Origin of the sequence: Kaistella flava (ex Peng et al. 2021), from assembly GCF_015191005.1 — a bacterium.
In the GTDB taxonomy this organism is placed as follows: domain Bacteria; phylum Bacteroidota; class Bacteroidia; order Flavobacteriales; family Weeksellaceae; genus Kaistella; species Kaistella flava.
On the sequence record NZ_CP040442.1, the window covers coordinates 3,249,231 to 3,270,102 of the forward strand.

Here is a 20,872-nt window from a genome sequence, read left to right on the forward strand (position 1 = left end):
CTATTTTTATTTTTAATAAATAATTATGAAAGGATTAAAGAATTTTTTTGCATTAGTTCTAGTTGTCGGATTTGTTAATTCTGCGACAGCACAGGTAAAAGATACGTTGGTTACCAAATCAGATTCTGCTGGAATTGTTAAAGGTAAACCTGCAGCCAAAAAACCAGAAAAAATAAAACCTTATAAAGAGGTGATTACTGATAAGGCTATAACAGATTCGGGAGTGCTTTCCGTACATAAAGTTGAAGATAAATTTTATTTCGAAATACCGGATAATGTTTATGGAAAAGAATTTTTGTTGGTCAGCCGATTGACGAAAGCTGCAGCTGGAATGCGATCTGGTACAAGTGGATATGCAGGAGATCAGATTGCACAGAATGTCATTACTTTTGAAAAAGGGCCGCAGGATAAAATTTTCATTAAATCGATTTCCTTTGTAGATTACGCAAAAGATTCTACCTCAGAAATGTATAATTCTGTGATGCGGAATAATATGCAATCTATTGTAATGTCTTTTGATATTAAAGCTTTTGGGAAAGATAAAAAATCATCCGTTATCGATGTTACAGAAATGTTGAATGCTGATAACGAACTTGTTTCATTTGCTGCAACAGCTAAGAAAGGATATAAAGTTGGCAATTTCCAAAAAGATAATTCATATGTCAATTTTGTTAAATCTTTTCCGAATAATATTGAAATAAATACGACTAAAACTTTCGCAAGAACTTTAGGAGATGTGACGACCGCGCCAGGACAGGATAAACCTGTAGTGAGCGGAAACTATACGGTGGAAATTAATTCATCTCTTGTTTTATTGCCAAGAGATAAAATGCAGGCAAGATATTTTGATCCGCGAGTAGGTTATTTCGCTGTTGGATATACTGACTTTGACTTAGATCCCCAGGGAGTAAAAAGAGTTTCGCTTATTAAAAGATGGAGGTTAGAACCGAAACCGGAAGATCTTGAAAAATATAAAAGAGGCGAATTGGTAGAGCCGGCAAAACCTATTGTGTTTTATATCGATCCAGCAACTCCAAAGAAATGGGTTCCATTTTTAATGGCAGGTGTTAATGATTGGGCAAAAGCTTTTGAAAAAGCAGGATTTAAAAATGCTATTTATGCCAAAGTTCCAAATGCTAAAGATGAACCAGGCTGGAGTTTGGAAGATGCGAGATATTCAGCGATTGTATACAAACCTTCAGATGTTCCTAATGCTTCCGGACCTTCAATTTCAGATCCAAGAACTGGAGAAATTTTAGAAAGTCATATTAACTGGTATCATAATGTGATGCTTCTGCTTAGAAACTGGTATTTTGTACAGGCTTCACCCAATGATGCGCGTGCCCGTAAAATGGATTTTGATGATGCATTAATGGGTCAGCTTATCCGTTTCGTTTCGTCTCATGAAGTAGGACATACTTTAGGATTAAGACATAATTTCGGTTCAAGTTCGACTGTGCCTGTTGAAAATCTTCGTGATAAAAAGTGGGTTGAAAAAAATGGACATACTCCATCGATCATGGATTACGCAAGATTTAATTATGTAGCTCAACCAGAAGATAAAATTGGAGAAAGCGGAATAATGCCAAGAATCGGAGATTATGATAATTGGGCTATCGATTGGGGTTATAGAAGATTTTATCAGTACAATTCGCCTGACAAAGAAAAACAGCATCTTAACAAATGGGTGATGACTAAACTAAAAGATAATCGTCTTTGGTTTGGAACAGAAAGTAATCCGTACGATCCACGTTCTCAAAGTGAGCAAGTTGGAGACGATGCAATGATTGCTTCCAATTACGGTATTAAAAACTTAAAGCGCGTTGTAGATAATTTACAGGACTGGACTAAAAAACCAAATGAAGATTTTTCTAACCTTTCTACAATGTATGATCAAGTAACGGGACAATTTGCAAGATATTTAGGACATGTTTCAAAATATATTGGTGGTCAAATGGAAACTCCTAAAACTGCTGAACAAAGTGGTTCTGTGTACGAAGTTGTTTCTAAAGCAGAGCAAAAGCGTGCCTTAGCATTTTTAAATGAAAACATTTTTTTTACGCCTGAATGGTTGCTTAAAAAAGAAGTTTTTCAGAATACAGGGAAAGCTCAGGTAGCAGTTGTGGAGAATTTACAAAACACCGTTTTAAATAGAATTTTGGCCAGCAACGTTTTACAGATGATGTATCAGAATCAGGTGATGGATAAAGATGCTTATCAACTTGTTGACTATATGAATGATTTAAAAGGTTATATTTTCACGAATTCTAATGTAGATCTTTACCGCAGAAATTTGCAGCGCAATTATGTGGGATCATTAATTAGTCTTTTAAATACGAGACCAGCGTCTTTTTCCAGAGGGTCAGGTGGTGTAATGGTTTCTGAAAATTCCGACGTTTCTGCGATTGTGCGAGGAACTTTGAAAACGGTTAAAGAAGAACTTTTGGCAAAAAATGATTCTGATTTAATTAATAAATACCATTATAACGATTTAGTTTATAGAATTGATAAGGCTTTAGATCCAAAATAATGAAAATTAAAGTACTCTTATTGTTATTCATTTTTCTGTTTCTGAGCTCATGTGGCTCAGATGATGATATCTGTATTGGTGGTGAAGCAACCCCACGAATGAAGATTAAATTCAAGACTAAATCTAGCGGAAAAATGAAAACAATGGATTCTCTTTTCATTGCGGTAGATTATGGAGCGGGCCCAGTCGCTGTTTTTGGTAGTGTTGTAAAAACCGATTCTGTTTTGATTCCGTTGCGTGTTGATGAAACTCCTTTTACAAAAATGTATGTGGGAACTTCCAGGAAGACGGTCAATTCAGAAATTAAAATAAATTATACGACGACCTCGGAATATGTTTCGCCAGCGTGTGGAATTAAGAAATTATATCAAAATGTAAACTCCGTGCTCGAAGTTCCCAATGCGGTTTTAGGAGTTGAACAAAATCAAACACAAATCATTGATGAAGACAAAACGCATCTTTACCTTCTTTTTTAGTTTTCTTTTGGTAATTGCTTTTGCTCAGAAAAAGCAAGATTCTCTAAAAGTAAAATGGAAATATGAACCTAATTTTTTAGTAGGGTTCGATGTTTTGAATGCAGGAATTGGTGCTTTTTCAGATCGAAAACTGTTCCAGGGTTTTGTCTCTTCTAAGGTTAAAGATAATTGGTTTGCCATTGTAGATGCTGGTTTTGAAAATAATATTTATCAAAAAAATGGATATGATGCTTCTGTCAGTGGACCATTTCTAAAGTTAGGAGCACTTTATATGATGGCGCACGATCAAGAAAATCCGATGAATGGTTTTTTTGTCGGAGGTAAAGTTGCTGGCTCTTTTTATAATCAAGAATATAAAGCAGTTCCAATTCGGGGATTTGGTGGAAGTGATATTTCGCAAGCATTCCCACAATCTAATCAAAGTTCTTATTGGATGGAAATTAATATTGGAGGAAGAGTACAGCTATTTGAATCTCCATTTTATATTGAGGCAACTGCTCAACCGAAATATTTAGTATTTTCCACAACACAAGATGAAATTAAGCCGATGATTGTCCCGGGATTTGGAAAAAGCTCAGCCAAATTCAATATAGGTTTTTCCTGGAATATTGCTTATTCGTTCTAAAGAGAAAGTACTTGTTGGTAATTTTTTATCAATATTTTTCACCTAATTATTTTCTTTATTGTTTTTACTGTATTTGGTTTTCATCACAAAAACGTCTAAATCCATAATGATTTATTAATTTCAACTTGTGATAAATAAAGAATCTTTGATGAATGTGATGTAATTGTATTAATATTATTTTGACACCCCACAAAAAAAAATTACTTTTGGCTAATGTTATTTAATTAATAAATTAGTCTTATGAAGAAAATTTTTACTTCTTTGGTTCTTGGATTGATTGGTACGACTGCCATTGCACAATGGAGTCCTACTTCAATGCAGGGAGAGAGAATCCGTACAACATCTAATGTTAAGAGCTACTATTCGCTAGATCTTACGATGATGAGATCAAAACTTGCTACTGCGCATGAGACAGGTAAGAGTGCAAAACCAGTAGAGATTAAATTACCTACACTTGATGGTAAAGTTGAAAGATTTGCAGTGTACAGCTCGCCTGTTGTTGCGAAGTCATTGGAAGACCGTTATCAATTGGGTTCTTATGTTGGAGTTGGGATTGATGATCCTACTGCTTATGTAAGATTCAGTGTTTCGCCAAACGATTTCCAGTCAATGATGCTCAGAAAAGGGGTTTATGAATTCATTGAGCCACAAAATACTTCTAAATCAGTTTATGGTGTTCACCCGAAAACCAATAAATCCGACGATAATAAAGCATTCTTTTGTTCAACCAACGAGGAGCCTTTAACAAAAAAGCAAATGGATCAACTCTACAAAGATGGTAGCGGTTTTTCAAATAATGCTTATGATTTTAAAAAATCTTCTGACAAGAAATACAGAACTATGCGTCTTGCAATGTCTGTTACTGGGGAGTATACCAATTACTTTGGTGGTGTTGAAGGCGCAATTACAGCTATTAATGCTACAATGACCCGTTCGAACTTTGTTTTTGAAAAAGATTTCGGTCTTCACTTAATTCTTCAAGATTTTCCTGAGTTAATTTATACCGATCCGGCGACAGATCCATATTCACCAGCTGCTTCTGGTTCAGGTGGAGCATGGAATTTGGAACTTCAAAAAACATTAACTAACGTTATTGGAAATGATGCCTATGATATTGGTCACTTATTCGGAGCTACCGGAGGAGGAGGAAACGCAGGGTGTATTGGTTGCGTTTGTGTGAATCCTGCAAGTGCATCAACAAAAGCAAAAGGGTCAGGATTTACTTCTCCTGCTGATGGAAAACCATTTGGAGATAATTTTGACGTCGATTATGTTGCTCACGAAATGGGTCACCAATTAGGTGCAAATCATACCTTCTCTATGAGTACTGAAGGTACTGGTCAGAATGTAGAGCCAGGATCTGGATCTACTATTATGGGTTACGCAGGGATTACGGGAGCTACAGATGTTCAGCCGCATTCTGATGCTTATTTCCATATTAATTCTATTATTCAGGTTCAAAATAACTTGATTTCTAAAACATGTGATATCGAAACTCCAATCGATAATAATCCACCAGTGATTACTCCAATGCCAGACGTTACTATTCCTAAAGGAACTGCGTTTGTATTGACAGCGCAGGCAACTGATGCAGAAAATAATCCTTTGAACTATACTTGGGAAGAGGTTGATAATGCAACAGCAGCTATTACTAAAACTAATTTAGGAACTACAACTAATGGTGCAAGTTTTAGATCAATTATGGGAACCGCAAGTCCTACAAGATTCTTTCCTAAGTTAGAAACTGTAATGGCAGGAACTTTAAGCAACCCTAATGGTTGGGAAGCGGTATCATCTGTAGCTAGGGTTTCTAATTTTAGAGTTACCGTTAGAGATAATAATCCAGATGTTGCTCAGCAGCAAACTCAACAGGCACTTCAGAAAGTAACTGTTAATGCAAACGGTCCATTTAAAATTACAAGTAGTAAAGTTTATAATAATGCAGCTGGTCCTTTGACTTGGGATGTGGTAGGAACTAACGCTGCTCCATTTAATGTTTCAGATGTAAAAGTTGATTATACAACTGACAATGGTTTAACATGGACTGTTTTATCGGAATCTACACCAAATGATGGATCTGAAGATTTCAGTTTTGCATCATTTGCTACAAATACTGCATTAAAAGTAAGAATTTCTGCAATCGGAAATGTATTCTATGCAGTTGCTCCAGTTACAGTATCTGCGATTGTTCCATGTGATGGGACTGCTCCTGCAGGTCTTGCTGTTTCTACAGTTACAAATGCTACGGCAAATTTAAACTGGGATCCTATTGCAGGCGCAACTTATAAAGTAAGATACAAAAAAGTAGCAGATGCTACTTGGTCCGAAGCTGCTTCAACAACAACGACTTATGCAATCATCGGATTAACTGAGGGTACTGCTTATGAAGCTCAGGTTGCTGGTGTCTGTTCAGGTAATCCAGGTTTATACTCTGCATCTGTTAACTTCACTACGACTGTTCCATCATATTGTGCAGCAGGTGCAACTTCTACTAGTTTTGAAAAAATCAATAATATAACATTTGCGAACATTAATAATAGTTCAACTGGAACTGCAGGATATGAAGATTTCACCGCAGTATCTGGAAATGTAACCAAAGGAACTACTTATACTTTTACAGCAACTTCTAATTCGTCGTATGCGACTGATGAAATAAGAGTTTGGATTGATTTTAACGGAGATAAAGATTTTGATGATGAAGGAGAATTCGTGTTGCAAAGTGATTTACATAAATCTCCATGGACAGGATCAATTACTATTCCTGAAGATGCGAAAAGTGGTCCAACTCGTATGAGAGTAAGATTACAAGATAGCTCTTATAATCCTAATAATGGCCCTTGTGGAAATTCTCAATACGGTCAGGTTGAAGATTATACTATAGAAATTAATGGTCTTGCAGTTGGCGAAAGTGGAAATAAAGTGAATGTTCAAGTGTATCCGAATCCGGCTACCGATGTTCTAAATATTTCTAAAGTAAACGACAAAGCAGGTTTCATTATTTATAATATGGCAGGTCAAGCTGTAAATAAAGGTAAAATTGTCAATGGTAAAGTACAGGTTTCTCAATTGCAGAAAGGGGTATATATTATTGCAGTAGATAACGATGGTGAGTTAACCAAAGTGAAATTTATCAAAAAATAATACTTCATTTTTTTTACTATAATCCCTGGGAATTTCCCGGGGATTTTTTGTTTGTATCAAGTAAAGCTTAAAATTAATATCAATTAACATTTATTTGGAGCATTTAACCAAACTTTAACCAAGATTTAGAATCCAAATTGGAGTTATTAGTTAAAAATTCATTTATTTTGCGCACTGTATGAGGAAGCTTTTTTTACTGCTCACTTTTTTTATTTTAATTAAAGTTCAGTCCCAGTTTTTTTCCGGTGAAATTTTAATTAGAGATAAATCGGTGTATTATCTTAATCAAGTATATGTCACCAATATTACTGCTCATAATACGGTTCATACCGACTACTTTGGCACGTTCAAAATCGCTGCAAAACCAGGAGATATAATTCGTTTTACCTCTATTGTTACCGATCGTACCGATGTAAAGGTGACGGCCGAACAACTGCAGTCCAGCAAAAATTTTGTCGAATTAAAAATCGCCTATTACGATATTCAGGAAGTAGTGATTAATAAATTCAAACCTACCGGAAATCTTAGAAAAGATGTAAGTTCTCTAAAAACGGGAGAAAAAGCTTATGCTTTACAAAAAATGATTGGACTTCCTTCGCCAGTTGGAGATGGAACTTCACCGATATTGCCAGTTGCTGGATTCAGCGGTGGTGGACTTACTTTTAACTTAGAAAGTATTTATGACATCTTTTCTGGAGAGCGTAAAAAGCAGGAGCGTGCACAACAATATGAAAGAATGGATGTTGCGGTTACCAATATTAAAAACTATTACGGTGAAGCTTACTTTGCTAATTTGAAAATACCTGCAAATCTAATTGACAATTTCCTGCAATTTGTATATTCTTCAGATGATCTTTATCCTTTTGTAAAGGCTAATAATTATGAAGTGATTGCCATTTACATCGATAAATATTTGCCCATCTATCAGCGAAGATTAAAAAACTCGAACTTAATGAACGAAATTAGATAGCATTAAACTACCTTGCAAATGTTTGTTATTTATTTTTTATATTTGACAAATAATTCTTTCTGCATATTATATAGGAATGTATAATTTAGAGAGATAGCTTAGAAGAAGCTGATTTTCTGTTAATGCCTAATTTTGAATCCCTTTATGTTTCAACTAAAAAACGTCCTTTTCATTCTTTGTATTTCACTATGCAGTACTCAAATCTATGCCCAGCAAAAAAGCAAAGATTTTAGCAAAATCATGCAGAGTACGAGTATCTATGAAATTGATGCGTATTTAAAAGTAGCACATCCTGATGATCCTAGAAGATCAGTACTCAAGCCTCGATTGATTGAGATGCTTAAAGAGTACATTAGAACCGCTCATCCTGCAGATTCCAGAGTTGCTGAATTTCAGCAAAAAATTGCACTTTTAAGAACAAAGCCTTCAACCAGAATTAGTTATGACGAAATGTCAGAAATTATAAGACAGAAACAGATTGCTAAGTATAAGGAGGAACTTAATAACAGCAGTGGTTTTGGATCCGTACAAGGCGGTTCCGGACAACAGTCGGCAGATGGTGGGTCGTTTGCAGGAAGTTCCACTATAGCGACCTTAGATGCAGTGGAGCAAGGTGAATTTACGACATTGATGTCGATCTCTCCTGCTGAGCATAAAAGTAAAACGGTACAAATTCTGAATTCACTATTCGATAATGATCCTACCAGTAAAGAAAGTATTGTATTAATCGAGAATAAGTCCGATTGCAATATGATTGTTAGAATAGATGGACCTGATAATTTTAAATACCGACTTGCGGTTCCATCTCATGGTGAAAATTCTATCGTAGTACAAAAAGGCGATTATCTATTTACAAGTAAAATTTGTGGGGCACAATATGCAGCACAAAAAACAGTACAGCAAGCCACGATGGTTTCTTTGGATAACACCAGCAAATAATTCGAATTTATTTATTTAATTTAAAATAGAAAAGCATAATAATTAATTTAATTATTAGCTTTTTCAAATTTCCTATGGGCAAAAATAAGCAAGCAAGATTTGACGAAAATAAAATTCTTCCAAACGTTTTTCAACCAACAAGAGCACAAGCGCTGGAAGGTTTTAACTTGAAAGGCAAGTGGCGAAGCGAAGTATTTAAAAATAATAATCCAATCGTTTTAGAATTGGGTTGTGGTAAAGGAGAGTATTCTGTAGGTTTAGCAAAAGCTTTTCCAGATAAAAATTTTATTGGTATCGATATTAAAGGTGCTAGATTTTGGTTCGGTGCGAAAGATGCCATCAACAATAATTTAAATAATGTTGCGTTTCTAAGAACACAGATTGAGTTAATTAACCATTTTTTTGATGAAGATGAGGTTGATGAAATCTGGATTACCTTCCCAGATCCACAAATTAAATACAGACGTACCAAGCATAGAATGACCCATCCGGATTTTTTAGAACGCTACAAGAAAATTTTAAAGAAAGACGGTATCATGCATCTTAAAACTGACTCAGAGTTTTTGCATGGATATACTTTAGGCCTTCTTCAAGGTTTAGGTCATGAAATTATGTTCGCGAATCATGATATTTATGGTGCTCCAGAGTTTGATCCGGAGACCCCTTTATTAAGAGAAATCAAAACTTATTATGAAGGTTTATTTGAGGCAAAAGGAAAAACGATCACTTACATTAAATTTAGAATCACTTAATCTCCTGTGAAATTTATGAAGAAAACGGTTTTTGTAGTTTCGATATTATTAACAAGTATTTCAATTTCTGCCCAGAAAAAATATAGTAATATCCTAAATAGTACCAATATCAACGAAATAGAAAGTTTCGTAAAAGAGGCGAATCCCAATGATTCCAGAATAGTGATATTGAAACGAAAAATAGTTATTCTTAAGGGCGATAAATCAATAAATAACAGCAGATCTACAAATACAGCAATTAAAGCTGTTCCGGTAAATCCTACGAGTTATTATGCAAAAACAGTAAAGTTATCAGGGAATAAACCATCAGGTTCTGTTAATAGAACTGGCAGCGAAGAACAGGAATTTCGAAAGCTGATTTCCGAGACATCCGCAACGCACAAGGAGAAGACCGTGAAATTATTAAATCAACTTTTTGATAATGATATTTCTAATGAGCAGGCCATTCTTTTAATTAAAAATACGGGTGACTGTAATATGATTGTAAGGATTCAAGGAAAAGAATTTTATAATCTTGCAGTTCCTGCGCATGGTGAGAATTTTTTAACAGTAAAAAAAGGAGATTACCAATTATCTGGTAATATGTGTGAAGCAACATATAATTCAACCAAGAGCATTGGCAAGAATATGCTTGTCACGCTAAATAAGACATCTAACACATCTTATGGCGAAAAGATGGGTTCTAATACAGATGGAGTTTCTAATTAAGCTGTAAGTGGAGGAGCTGTCTCAAATCTTGCGGAAGAAAATGATAAGACGATAGTTGAGAAAAATTCTAATAATTAGACTCTTAATAAGAAGCACTAAAATTTTCGCTTCTTCCAAAACCCGTCCCGCTGTCCGCTGTATCCCGCCAAGGCGCTAATCTTTATACACATCTTTTTGCCGGTAACTGAGGATTTAAATCTCTGTAAATCAAGTGATTAAGCTTGTTTTTCACCTTGTTGTTTCGTATCTTTAAGGATGCAAAACACCTGTTGTTCAGCCATTTACACTGTAAAAGTACCCGATGTTCGAATCCAAAAAAGAATTGAATTCTCCATGAATAAAATGTTAACTTTAGGCAGTTCGATTGTGAATCGATTGTCGAGTTTACACACAGAAAAAATCGGATTTTATAGAATGCTTTCAAATACACGATTTTCACATGACGACCTTTTAGAAGGGTCATTTAAACTTTGCTTGTCCAATATGGATACCGACCATGTTTTGGCTATTCAGGATACTACAGAGTTTAATTATGGGGGATTGAAGTCTAAATTAGGACCTGATGATCCTGACATTGGACCAACAGGTTCATCTAAGATTGCTGGCTTTTTTTGTCACCCAATGCTTATTGTAAACCCGATTTTAAACTCGCTAATTGGTTTTTCATCAGTTCAGATTTATAATCGTACTTGGGGACAACCAGATAAAAAAGAACGAAAGTACAACCAGATAGATATTGAAGAAAAGGAATCCTATCGATGGATTAAGTCCTCTATTGAAACAAAAGAATTACTCCCTGAGAATGTTAAAGTTACTATTATTGGAGATCGCGAGAATGATATTTATGAAGACTTTGATCGGGTTCCCGATGAAAGAACCAATCTGCTAATTCGCTCTAGATGTGATAGAAACATAGTTGGAGAACATAAAAAGCTCTACAATTTACTTGATAACACTATTGTTGCAGGAAGTGTGGAAGTTGAGATTACCGGACAAAAGAATCGAAAAAAACGAACAGCTTTAATAGATGTGAAATTTACAAAAGCTAAAATTTGTGCACCAACCAGATTAAACGTTTCTCAAAAAAATATTGAAATTTATGTAATTGAAGCAACTGAAAATCCATCAACGATTCCGACCAATGAAGTTGGGATTTCTTGGAAGTTACTAACGACACATAAAATTGAGAATTTAGAAAAAGCCATCGAATGCATTAATTGGTATAAGAAACGTTGGTTAATCGAGGAACTTTTTAGAGTTATTAAAACGAAAGGATTTGAAATCGAATCAAGTCAGCTTGGAGATGGTTTTAAACTCAAAAAATTACTTGCCATGACATTAGAAGTTGCTCTGCAAGTTATGCGTCTAAAGCTATCATTAAATGAAGTGAATCAAAAACAAGACAATCTATTTAATAGCAATGAAATCAAGTTTTTAGAGAAAGTGAATAGAAAAATAGAAGGGCAAACTCAAAAACAAAAAAATCCATACAACGAACAAACGCTAGCTTGGATCACGTGGATAATTGCTCGTATCGGTGGTTGGACAGGATACAAATCGCAAGGTCCTCCAGGTTATATAACAATAAAAAATGGGTTAGATAGATATCACCAACAATATGAAGGTTTTTTAATGTTTTCTGATGATTAGGATTTGTGTATAAAGATTAGGCCAAGGCGGGGATGCCGCTCCCATCGGGGCTATAACTTCAGTTGTTTCTTCTTACCACAGAAAAATCTATATTTTCAGTAATACAGAAATCACTTTAATCAGTCTAAAGCTATAATATAAATAGATTCATACTGTAATGAATCGTAGGTTTTTATTAAATAATTCCAAAGCCTTACGATTGATCCTAAGAGGATTGAAATAAATTTTACCAAGACATAAAAAAAGGTTCAGAAAATTAATTCTGAACCTTTTTTTATGGTAAGATAAGATCTTATTCTGCAGCAGAATCGAAATCTACATCAGCATCAGCTGAAGCTTTTTCTCCTTCTTCTTTAGATTTTTCTTTATCTGCTTTTCTTTGAGACAAACCGTCTTTGATAGAAGATGAAACAATGCTCAAGATCATATCAATAGATTTAGATGCATCATCATTTCCAGGAATCACGTATTCCACTTTTCTTGGATCAGAGTTAGTATCTACGATTGCGAAAATTGGAATTCCCAATTTTTTAGCCTCAGTAATAGCAATGTGTTCTTTCATAATATCAACAACAAAAAGTGCTGATGGAAGACGAACCATGTCAGAAATTGAACCTAAATTTTTCTCCAAGTTAGCTCTTTGACGATCAACTTGTAGTCTTTCTTTTTTAGATAAAGTTTCGAAAGTACCATCTTTCTTCATTTTATCAATGTGGTTCATTTTCTTAACCGCTTTACGGATGGTAACAAAGTTTGTTAACATTCCTCCAGGCCATCTTTCAGTAATATAAGGCATGTTAAGTTCAGCTGCATATTTTGCTACAACTTCTTTCGCTTGCTTTTTAGTAGCAACGAAAAGAACTTTTTTACCTGCAGAAGTGATTTTTTCTAAAGCTAAACAAGCTTCGTCCAATTTCACAGCTGTTTTATGTAAGTCTACGATGTGAATACCGTTTTTCTCCATAAAAATGTATGGAGCCATATTTGGATTCCACTTTCTGGTCATGTGACCAAAGTGTACTCCTGCCTCTAAAAGGTCTTTAACATTTGCTTTTGCCATGTCTCTTTTTTGTTTTTAGTTTACGTTCCGCATTTGTGCAATCAACAATTTCTTTGATGGGAGAAATGTTTGGGTGCTAAACTAACGGGGCATTTTTGATTAGATAATAAATACGAGATAAAAAATCTCCAACTTGATCTCCAGTCGTTTTCTGTTTCCAGATTAACGTTTCGAGAATTGGAATTTCTTTCTTGCTTTTTTCTGACCTGGTTTTTTTCTTTCCACCATTCTTGCATCTCTAGTAAGCAATCCGTGTGGTTTTAGAAGCAATCTGTGTTCTTCATTAATTTCGCACAATGCTCTAGAAATAGCTAGTCTGATAGCTTCAGCCTGACCTGTAATTCCACCACCGAAAACATTTACAGTTACGTCATATTGCGCTACTGTTTCTGTTAACAAAAATGGTTGATTCACTTTGTAAACTAAAACGTCAGTTCCGAAGTATTCCTTAGAATCCTTTTTGTTTATTGTGATAACACCAGAACCTGGTCTCACATAAACTCTTGCAACAGAAGTTTTTCTTCTTCCAATTTTATGAACTATTGACATATTAATTATTTGAATTCGTTAATATTAATTACTTTTGGCGTCTGAGCTTCATGTTTGTGGTCAGTTCCTTCATATAAATAAAGGTTCTTAAACAATTGAGATCCTAATCTAGTTTTTGGAAGCATACCTTTTACAGATTTTTCCAATACTTTCAAAGAGTCTTTCTTTTGAAGTTCGAGCGCAGTCATTGACTTTTGACCACCTGGATAACCAGTATGCCAAATGTAAGTTTTGTCAGCCCACTTGTTTCCGGAAAGGGTCACTTTCCCTGCATTCAAAACGATTACATTATCTCCGCAATCTGCGTGAGGTGTAAAATTCGTTTTGTGCTTACCTCTCAAAATCTTTGCAACCTTAGAAGCTAATCTTCCTAAAGGTTGTCCTTCAGCGTCTACCACAACCCATTCTTTATTTGCAGTAGCTTTGTTAGCTGAAACGGTTTTGTAACTTAATGTATTCACACTTTTTTCGTTTACGATTAAACATAATTTTCCCCAAAACGGGTGTGCAAAGGTAGCGATTTTTTTTCTATATGGAAATATTTTCTTGAAATTTTTGCCAAGCATTTGAAATTCATTATTTTATTAAGAATTTCTACAGTCGTTTTTATACTAAATGTTTTGATATTATTGATTAATAGACCGTAAAAAGCTACTTGTTTTGATGTAGTAAAGCTTTTTATGCTTTTTTAAGAATCTTTAACAAATATATTCATAGTTTTGAATTTCTAAAAAAAAATATGAAAATATTCTATTTGTTTATAATGTTATGCGCTATTATTTCGTGTTCTGATAGAGAAGAAATTCCTAGTAAAGGAAATAATCAACCTCCGTCTCAAGTAAAATTTAAAATTGAGAACATTTCTCATGATTCTGCATTTATATCTTGGGAAAAAGCATCAGATCCCGAAGGTGATGAAGTGAAATATACGATTGAACTAGACGGGAAAATAATCGTTGAAAATTCAACGGATATAAATTGTCATTTGAAGAATTTAGAAGAACTAAAAAGCTATAGTGGGAAGATTATTGTAACTGATAGTCATAAAAACATTACGGTTACCACATTTTCTTTCCAAACTAAAAAGTATTATCTAACCTTTGTTAAGGATTACATTTTACCTGGCATTGAACGCACTTTTTGCTTTGAGCAAAAAATTCTTAAACTTTCAGACGGTAGTTATCTGGTCGGTGGACACGTATATTTACATGAAGGCTTTTCTGTTTTTTTAATGAAAGTTGATTATGAAGGTAACGAAATATGGAAAAAAAATTATGATATCCAGGGAGAAAGTTCTCCGGAGACTTTTAAGATGAAAGAAAGTAAAGGAGAAATTATTCTTACTGCTTGTTATACTGTTGCGAAACTTGACTTGAATGGTAATTTAAAATGGAAAAACAGAATAAGTACTTATGACAATGGTTATGGTGATTCTACAATCAATGCTTTCGTAATAGATTCCGAGGATAATATTTATGCAGTGGGCACATTAGCTGACCGCACTAATGAAGTCAGTGAAAAAGGAATTGTCACTAAACTAACAAAAGATGGTGTGAAGATTTGGGAGAAACAATATTTGTCCGGTATTACGGAAACTGGTGAAAACTCAGAATATCTTAGGTTTGTCGATGCTGATATACAAGATAATCAACTTGTAATTTTTGGCGATATCGACATTTCCGGTCGCGATGTTAGTTCCAATATGGTAAGGCATGTTTTTTATTTGTTGAAAGCAGATACAGAAGGTCGTCCTATTTCTGAAAAGACATTTTACAATAATGAGATAAACCTATCACATCAACTAATCAAAAGAAAAAATGGTAATTATCTACTAAGCAGTGGTAAAAAGATAATAGAAATTGATAAATCAGGCCAAGAGTTATGGGCAAAGACAATTTATAACAGCTATTTCGCTCCTTATAATATCTTTTTCTCTGTTTCTGAAACTTCAGCTGGCAATATTTTATTTGTTGGAAAAGAAAGTAGTACTTCTTTTTATTTTCTAACCGACTCTAACGGAAATACCATTTGGAAGAAATACTATAACGCATCTCTTGATTACACTTCGGTTATGGATGCAGTAATTGAAAATGATCAAGGTTTTCGCCTAACACTGGTTTGTGGAAATAATTCTGGTGAAAAAATTATGATAATAAAAACCGATCCGGACGGAAATTTTTAAAATCTTGAAAGTTGAGATTCTATATGATAAGTAATTATTGCTTCCTTAAAGATTTCGTTTTTCTAAAACTCGCAAGTACATAGTAAGCAACAAACACCATTGAGAATTTAATGATTGATGGAACGGCTAACTCTAAATTAAAGAGAAGTAGACCAATGATAATTAAAGCTCCCATTGATATAAAAGAATAGGCTAATTTCTGTGGAAGTGCGAATTTTTCATCATCTAAAAAGTACGCCGTTCCCCAAGCCAAACCAAAAGCAAATCCGTAATATAAATCCAGTTCCCAGCCTTGACTTCCCAAGAGAAAGTAATTTAATAAAAAACTGATGGCGGTTCCGGCGAATAAATAGAGGATTGCTTTTTGCATTTTGTAATAAATTTTGTGCAAAAATAGCTATTTTTAAAGTGTAGCCAATTTTTAAAATACAGTCTTTAGTTATATAGATTTTTATTCATTTCATAAACTTTTTCACCAAGTTTAAAAATGTAGTTTTTTTTCTATTGTCAGATTTCTCAAGTAGATTTATATTTGTTAAAAACACAGATGAAGATTTATAGATTTATTTTGTTGCTTTTTTTGTTCACACTCTCTTCTTGCCAGCAAATAATGGACAATTATTGGGAAAGAAAGGCAGAAGAAAATTATGTTTCTCCTTATAAAGGAATTTATGTTGGAACTTACATTGGTTCAGATCAAGGAACGCTTCGAGTAGAAATTTCTACAAAAGATTTTGTTGAAGTCAAAAGATTTTCTACGACGAATTCTTTCAATGAAACATTTGAAGGCGGAATGATTGGTTCATCTTTCAATAAAGTAATATCTCGCATTTCTGGCTTTACCGTTTTAGGCAATGTAAAAAGTAATCCAGAAAACACCTATTCCGGCACGTGGAAAATAGACGAAGGAAACTCCGGAACATGGACTTTAAAAAAGCAATAACTTTTTAATTCAAACCCTTTCAATAAACGGAAAGGGTTTTCTTTTTCTAAAATTCCAAAAAACCTTATCTTTGGAACAATCGAAATTATATTATGAATCAAGAAAAATATACCCCAAAAAATAAAGTGAGAGTGGTTACTGCTGCTTCTTTATTTGATGGACACGACGCTGCTATTAATATTATGAGAAGAATGATTCAGGCGACAGGTGCTGAAGTTATTCATCTCGGTCACGATAAATCTGCGGAAGAAGTGGTGGATTGTGCTATTCAGGAAGATGCAAATGCAATCGCTTTAACTTCTTATCAAGGTGGTCACAACGAATATTTTAAATATATCTACGATCTTCTTCGTCAAAAAGGCGCACCTCAAATCAAGATTTTTGGTGGTGGTGGCGGCGTAATTCTTCCCGAAGAAATCAGAGCATTAATGGAATACGGAATTGACCGAATTTATTCTCCAGATGATGGCCGTGAAATGGGATTGCAGGGAATGATCAATGATTTGGTGCAAAGATCCGACTTCGCAACCGGAGAACATATTGAAGTTTCAGATTTAGATAAAATTAAATTTGAAGATTCTAAATCCATAGCCGAAGTTATTTCAGCCGTAGAAAATTTCTCCGATGAAAAACCGGAATTGGTAAAAGCAATCGACGAACAAGCAAAAGATTCTAAAATTCCAATTATCGGAATCACCGGAACTGGTGGAGCAGGGAAGTCGTCATTAACGGATGAATTAGTTCGTCGTTTTTTACGTTCAAATCCAGATCAAAAGATTGCAATTGTTTCCGTAGATCCTTCTAAAAAGAAAACGGGTGGAGCTTTATTAGGAGATAGAATCCGAATGAACTCCATTAATGATCCGCGTGTTTATATGCGTTCGATGGCGACTCGTGAAAATAATGTTTCCGTTTCGCCTTATATTCATTCCGCTTTAAATATTTTAAAATTAGCAAAACCTGATGTCATCATTTTGGAGACTTCAGGAATCGGACAATCAGGTTCTGAAATTACAGATATCGCCGATGTTTCGATGTACGTAATGACGCCAGAATATGGAGCTTCTACACAACTGGAAAAAATCGATATGTTGGATTATGCGGATTTGATTGCTTTAAATAAATCGGATAAACGTGGAGCATTAGATGCACTTCAAGCCGTTCGAAAAACATACCAAAGAAATCATACCGCTTTTGATAAAACGTTGGAAGAAATGCCAGTGTTTTCTACGAAAGCAAGTCAGTTTAATGATTATGGAACCACTGAATTATACAATGCTTTAATTAATAAAGTAAACGAAACTTTAGAAAAAACTCAGGGCGAAAATGCTCCGAAATTTAAAGAGTTTGTAGAGCAAAATGTTTCTGATGATATTACTGTAATTCCTTCTAAGCGTGTTCGTTACCTTTCTGAAATTGTTGAGTCAAATCATGAGTACGATAAAGAGGTTGAAAATCAGGCATTGATTGCAAAGAGAATGTATTTATTAGAAGGAGCAAGAGTTTTAATCACTGATGATCAGCATACCTCTGATAAATTAGAAAAAGTTTTCCTTAAGACGAAAAAAGAACTTTCTGAAGAAAATATCGCTTTTCTAAAAGGATGGAAACATTTCAAAGAAGAAATGTCGGGAGACGCTTATTCCTATTTCGTTCGCGGAAAAGAAATTAAAGTAGAAACCAAATATGAATCTTTATCCCATTTAAAAATTCCAAAACTTTCTTTACCGAAGTTTCAGGATTGGGGAGATTTGTTGCGTTGGAAAGGTCAGGAAAATGTTCCTGGACAGTTTCCTTATACCGCAGGATTATTCCCTTTTAAAAGAACTGGTGAAGATCCAACTCGTATGTTTGCCGGTGAAGGTGGACCGGAAAGAACGAACAGAAGATTCCATTATGTTTCCGCAGATATGGATGCGAAAAGATTATCTACCGCTTTTGACTCGGTAACTTTATACGGTCAAGATCCGGCTTTCCCACCAGATATTTATGGTAAAATCGGAAATGCTGGAGTTTCAATTGCAACATTAGATGATGCCAAAAAATTGTATTCAGGTTTTGATTTGGTGAATGCGATGACTTCGGTTTCAATGACCATTAATGGACCTGCACCAATGATTTTAGCGTTTTTCATGAATGCTGCCATCGATCAAAATGTTGAGAAATATTTAACAGAGAATAATCTTTGGGAAGCAGTTGAAGCAAAATTAAAAGCAAAATTCGATGACAAAGGTTTGAAAAGACCTGGTTATGAAGGCGACCTTCCAAATGGAAATAATGGTTTAGGTTTAAAATTATTAGGAATTACGGGCGACGAAGTGATCGATGCTGAAACGTATAATAAAATTAAAGCTGAAACGATTGCAACTGTTCGTGGAACGGTTCAGGCAGATATTTTAAAAGAAGACCAAGCACAAAATACTTGTATTTTCTCTACGGAATTTGCTTTGAGATTAATGGGAGATGTTCAGCAATATTTCATAGACCAAAAAGTAAGAAACTTTTATTCCGTTTCTATTTCCGGTTACCATATTGCAGAAGCGGGCGCAAATCCGATTTCTCAGTTGGCATTTACTTTGGCAAATGGATTCACTTATGTAGAATATTATTTGAGCCGCGGAATGAATATCAATGATTTCGCTCCGAATTTATCTTTCTTCTTCTCCAACGGATTAGATCCGGAATATGCCGTAATCGGTAGAGTAGCACGTAGAATTTGGGCAAAAGCAATGAAGCTGAAATACCATGCCAACGAAAGATCTCAAATGTTGAAATACCATATTCAAACTTCTGGAAGATCTTTACATGCACAGGAAATTGACTTCAATGATATCAGAACAACATTGCAGGCATTGTATGCGATTTACGACAACTGTAACTCTTTGCATACCAATGCTTATGATGAAGCAATTACCACTCCGACTGAAGATTCAGTGAGAAGAGCAATGGCGATTCAGTTGATCATTAATAAAGAATTAGGTTTAGCGAAAAACGAAAATCCATTGCAAGGTTCGTTTATTATTGAAGAATTAACAGATTTAGTAGAAGAAGCAGTTTACACCGAATTCGACCGTATCACCGAAAGGGGTGGTGTTCTTGGTGCAATGGAAACCATGTATCAACGTTCAAAAATTCAAGAGGAAAGTATGCATTACGAAATGCTGAAACATACCGGCGAATTTCCGATTATCGGTGTGAATACGTTCTTAGGAAAAGATGGTTCGCCAACGGTTTTACCAAGAGAAGTTATCCGTTCGACTGAAGAAGAAAAACAATTGCAGATTCAGAATCTGGAAAACTTCCAGAAATCACATGCTGATAAAAGCGAGCAGATTTTAAATGATTTACAAATCGCAGCCATCAACCAGGAAAATTTATTTGAAAAAATGATGGAAGCAGTGAAGTATTGTTCACTTGGACAAATCACCAACTCTTTGTTTGAAGTAGGTGGAATGTATCGACGAAATATGTAAACGAGTTATTTAAAGCTTTAAATTTTAACTATTTATCAACCGTGTCAAGGTTTTAAACCTTGACACGGTTTTTTTTATAGATTTTTTAACGGTGTTAAATTGCGTTAAATCAAGATATTACATCTGTTCTCTTAAAAATATTTTTTATCTTTAATCTTAATTAAACAGCACATTATGGAAAATACGAATTGTACCTGTCCTTGCGAAGCTTGCAAATCAGGTGACTGTAAAAAATGTACTTGTCCCAACTGCACTTGCAAAGGTTGCACTTGTGAGAAGTAAGTGAATCGAAGGAAGAATACTAATCAATAATGATGACCATCAAAATTTCTAAAGCTTTGATGGTTTTTTTTATACTTTATAAAAGGCTTATATTGAAACAAATAAAAAATTTAAAAAAATGAATATTACCTTATCACAAGCTGAGAAATTAATTTCAGCAGCACAAGAAAAAGCATTGTCGATCAATTGTAAAATGAATATCGCTGTGGTAGATGCCGGAGCCAATTTAGTAGCTTTTGCTAGAATGGATGGCGCTTGGTTGGGCTCTTTGGATATCTCCATTAAGAAAGCTAAAACTGCTAGATTCTTCGATATGAATTCCGGAGAGATTGGAAAACTTTCTCAACCTGGAGGGTCACTTTATAATATTGAGCATTCAAACGGAGGTTTAATTACTTTTCCAGGTGGAGTTTTAGTGAAAAATGCTGAAGGTGAAATTATTGGTGCAATCGGTGTAAGTGGAAGTGCGGTAGAAAATGACCATGCCGTAGCCGAAGCCGGCGCAGCTGCTTTGTAATTGACTTCAAGATAAAAATCTAAAATCTCTCAAATGTTTTTGGGGGATTTTTTTTATTTCTATTTCAACGGTAAG

General features: G+C 34.7%; 17 protein-coding genes. 13 read left to right on the forward strand and 4 right to left on the reverse strand.

Annotated elements, in window-relative coordinates:
* Positions 1-25 precede the first annotated feature (25 nt).
* The 9 genes from Q73A0000_RS14670 to Q73A0000_RS14710 all read left to right on the forward strand — a co-directional run bounded on the left by Q73A0000_RS14670 (position 26) and on the right by Q73A0000_RS14710 (position 11,791).
* Positions 26-2,530, forward strand: a complete 2,505-nt coding sequence (locus Q73A0000_RS14670; protein WP_193811668.1) for a zinc-dependent metalloprotease — start codon at positions 26-28, stop codon at positions 2,528-2,530.
* Entirely contained in the window at positions 2,530-3,006 is a 477-nt protein-coding gene (locus tag Q73A0000_RS14675; RefSeq protein WP_193811669.1) for a DUF6452 family protein, read from the forward strand. Before Q73A0000_RS14670 ends, Q73A0000_RS14675 begins: the two co-directional genes overlap by 1 nt.
* A complete protein-coding gene (locus tag Q73A0000_RS14680; RefSeq protein ID WP_193811670.1) occupies positions 2,972-3,631 on the forward strand; it encodes a DUF6048 family protein in 660 nt (219 codons plus the stop codon). The genes Q73A0000_RS14675 and Q73A0000_RS14680 overlap by 35 nt, the downstream gene beginning before the upstream one ends.
* A 240-nt stretch (positions 3,632-3,871) precedes the next feature.
* Positions 3,872-6,772: a reprolysin-like metallopeptidase gene (locus Q73A0000_RS14685; protein ID WP_193811671.1), complete on the forward strand. Its 2,901-nt coding sequence runs from the start codon at positions 3,872-3,874 to the stop codon at positions 6,770-6,772.
* 271 nt (positions 6,773-7,043) lie between these two features.
* A complete protein-coding gene (locus Q73A0000_RS14690; protein WP_244140752.1) occupies positions 7,044-7,742 on the forward strand; it encodes a hypothetical protein in 699 nt (232 codons plus the stop codon).
* A 144-nt stretch (positions 7,743-7,886) separates the two neighbouring features.
* Positions 7,887-8,681 (forward strand): DUF6759 domain-containing protein, encoded by a 795-nt coding sequence (locus Q73A0000_RS14695; protein WP_244140753.1) that lies wholly within the window; start codon positions 7,887-7,889, stop codon positions 8,679-8,681.
* 74 nt (positions 8,682-8,755) lie between these two features.
* Entirely contained in the window at positions 8,756-9,433 is a 678-nt protein-coding gene (trmB, locus tag Q73A0000_RS14700) for a tRNA (guanosine(46)-N7)-methyltransferase TrmB (RefSeq protein WP_193811673.1), read from the forward strand.
* Positions 9,434-9,448: 15 nt separating this feature from the next.
* Positions 9,449-10,141: a DUF6759 domain-containing protein gene (locus tag Q73A0000_RS14705; RefSeq protein ID WP_193811674.1), complete on the forward strand. Its 693-nt coding sequence runs from the start codon at positions 9,449-9,451 to the stop codon at positions 10,139-10,141.
* Between the two features lie 255 nt (positions 10,142-10,396).
* Complete coding sequence (locus tag Q73A0000_RS14710; protein WP_193811675.1) at positions 10,397-11,791, forward strand: IS4 family transposase; 1,395 nt, start codon at positions 10,397-10,399, stop codon at positions 11,789-11,791.
* 292 nt (positions 11,792-12,083) lie between these two features.
* On the opposite strand, the gene rpsB is transcribed toward Q73A0000_RS14710, so the two are convergent.
* From rpsB to rplM, 3 genes are all read right to left on the reverse strand, one after another.
* Positions 12,084-12,851 carry a 30S ribosomal protein S2 gene (gene rpsB, locus Q73A0000_RS14715; RefSeq protein WP_193811676.1) on the reverse strand — a complete coding sequence of 256 codons (768 nt, stop codon included), beginning with the start codon at positions 12,849-12,851 and terminating at the stop codon, positions 12,084-12,086.
* 162 nt (positions 12,852-13,013) lie between these two features.
* Positions 13,014-13,400 carry a 30S ribosomal protein S9 gene (gene rpsI / locus Q73A0000_RS14720; protein WP_193811677.1) on the reverse strand — a complete coding sequence of 129 codons (387 nt, stop codon included), beginning with the start codon at positions 13,398-13,400 and terminating at the stop codon, positions 13,014-13,016.
* 5 nt (positions 13,401-13,405) lie between these two features.
* Entirely contained in the window at positions 13,406-13,861 is a 456-nt protein-coding gene (rplM, locus tag Q73A0000_RS14725) for a 50S ribosomal protein L13 (protein WP_193811678.1), read from the reverse strand.
* A 278-nt stretch (positions 13,862-14,139) separates the two neighbouring features.
* Here rplM and Q73A0000_RS14730 point away from each other — a divergent pair, with 278 nt between their 5' ends.
* Positions 14,140-15,582, forward strand: a complete 1,443-nt coding sequence (locus tag Q73A0000_RS14730; RefSeq protein ID WP_193811679.1) for a fibronectin type III domain-containing protein — start codon at positions 14,140-14,142, stop codon at positions 15,580-15,582.
* Between the two features lie 34 nt (positions 15,583-15,616).
* Here Q73A0000_RS14730 and Q73A0000_RS14735 read toward each other — a convergent pair whose 3' ends face one another.
* A complete protein-coding gene (locus Q73A0000_RS14735) occupies positions 15,617-15,952 on the reverse strand; it encodes a hypothetical protein (protein ID WP_193811680.1) in 336 nt (111 codons plus the stop codon).
* Positions 15,953-16,192: 240 nt separating this feature from the next.
* On the opposite strand from Q73A0000_RS14735, the gene Q73A0000_RS14740 reads away from it, so the two are divergent.
* From Q73A0000_RS14740 to Q73A0000_RS14750, 3 genes are all read left to right on the forward strand, one after another.
* Positions 16,193-16,525, forward strand: coding sequence for a hypothetical protein (locus Q73A0000_RS14740; RefSeq protein WP_193811681.1), 333 nt, complete (start codon positions 16,193-16,195; stop codon positions 16,523-16,525).
* A 92-nt stretch (positions 16,526-16,617) separates the two neighbouring features.
* Positions 16,618-19,998 (forward strand): methylmalonyl-CoA mutase family protein, encoded by a 3,381-nt coding sequence (locus Q73A0000_RS14745; protein ID WP_193811682.1) that lies wholly within the window; start codon positions 16,618-16,620, stop codon positions 19,996-19,998.
* A gap of 400 nt (positions 19,999-20,398) precedes the next feature.
* A complete protein-coding gene (locus Q73A0000_RS14750) occupies positions 20,399-20,797 on the forward strand; it encodes a GlcG/HbpS family heme-binding protein (RefSeq protein WP_193811683.1) in 399 nt (132 codons plus the stop codon).
* Positions 20,798-20,872 lie beyond the last annotated feature (75 nt).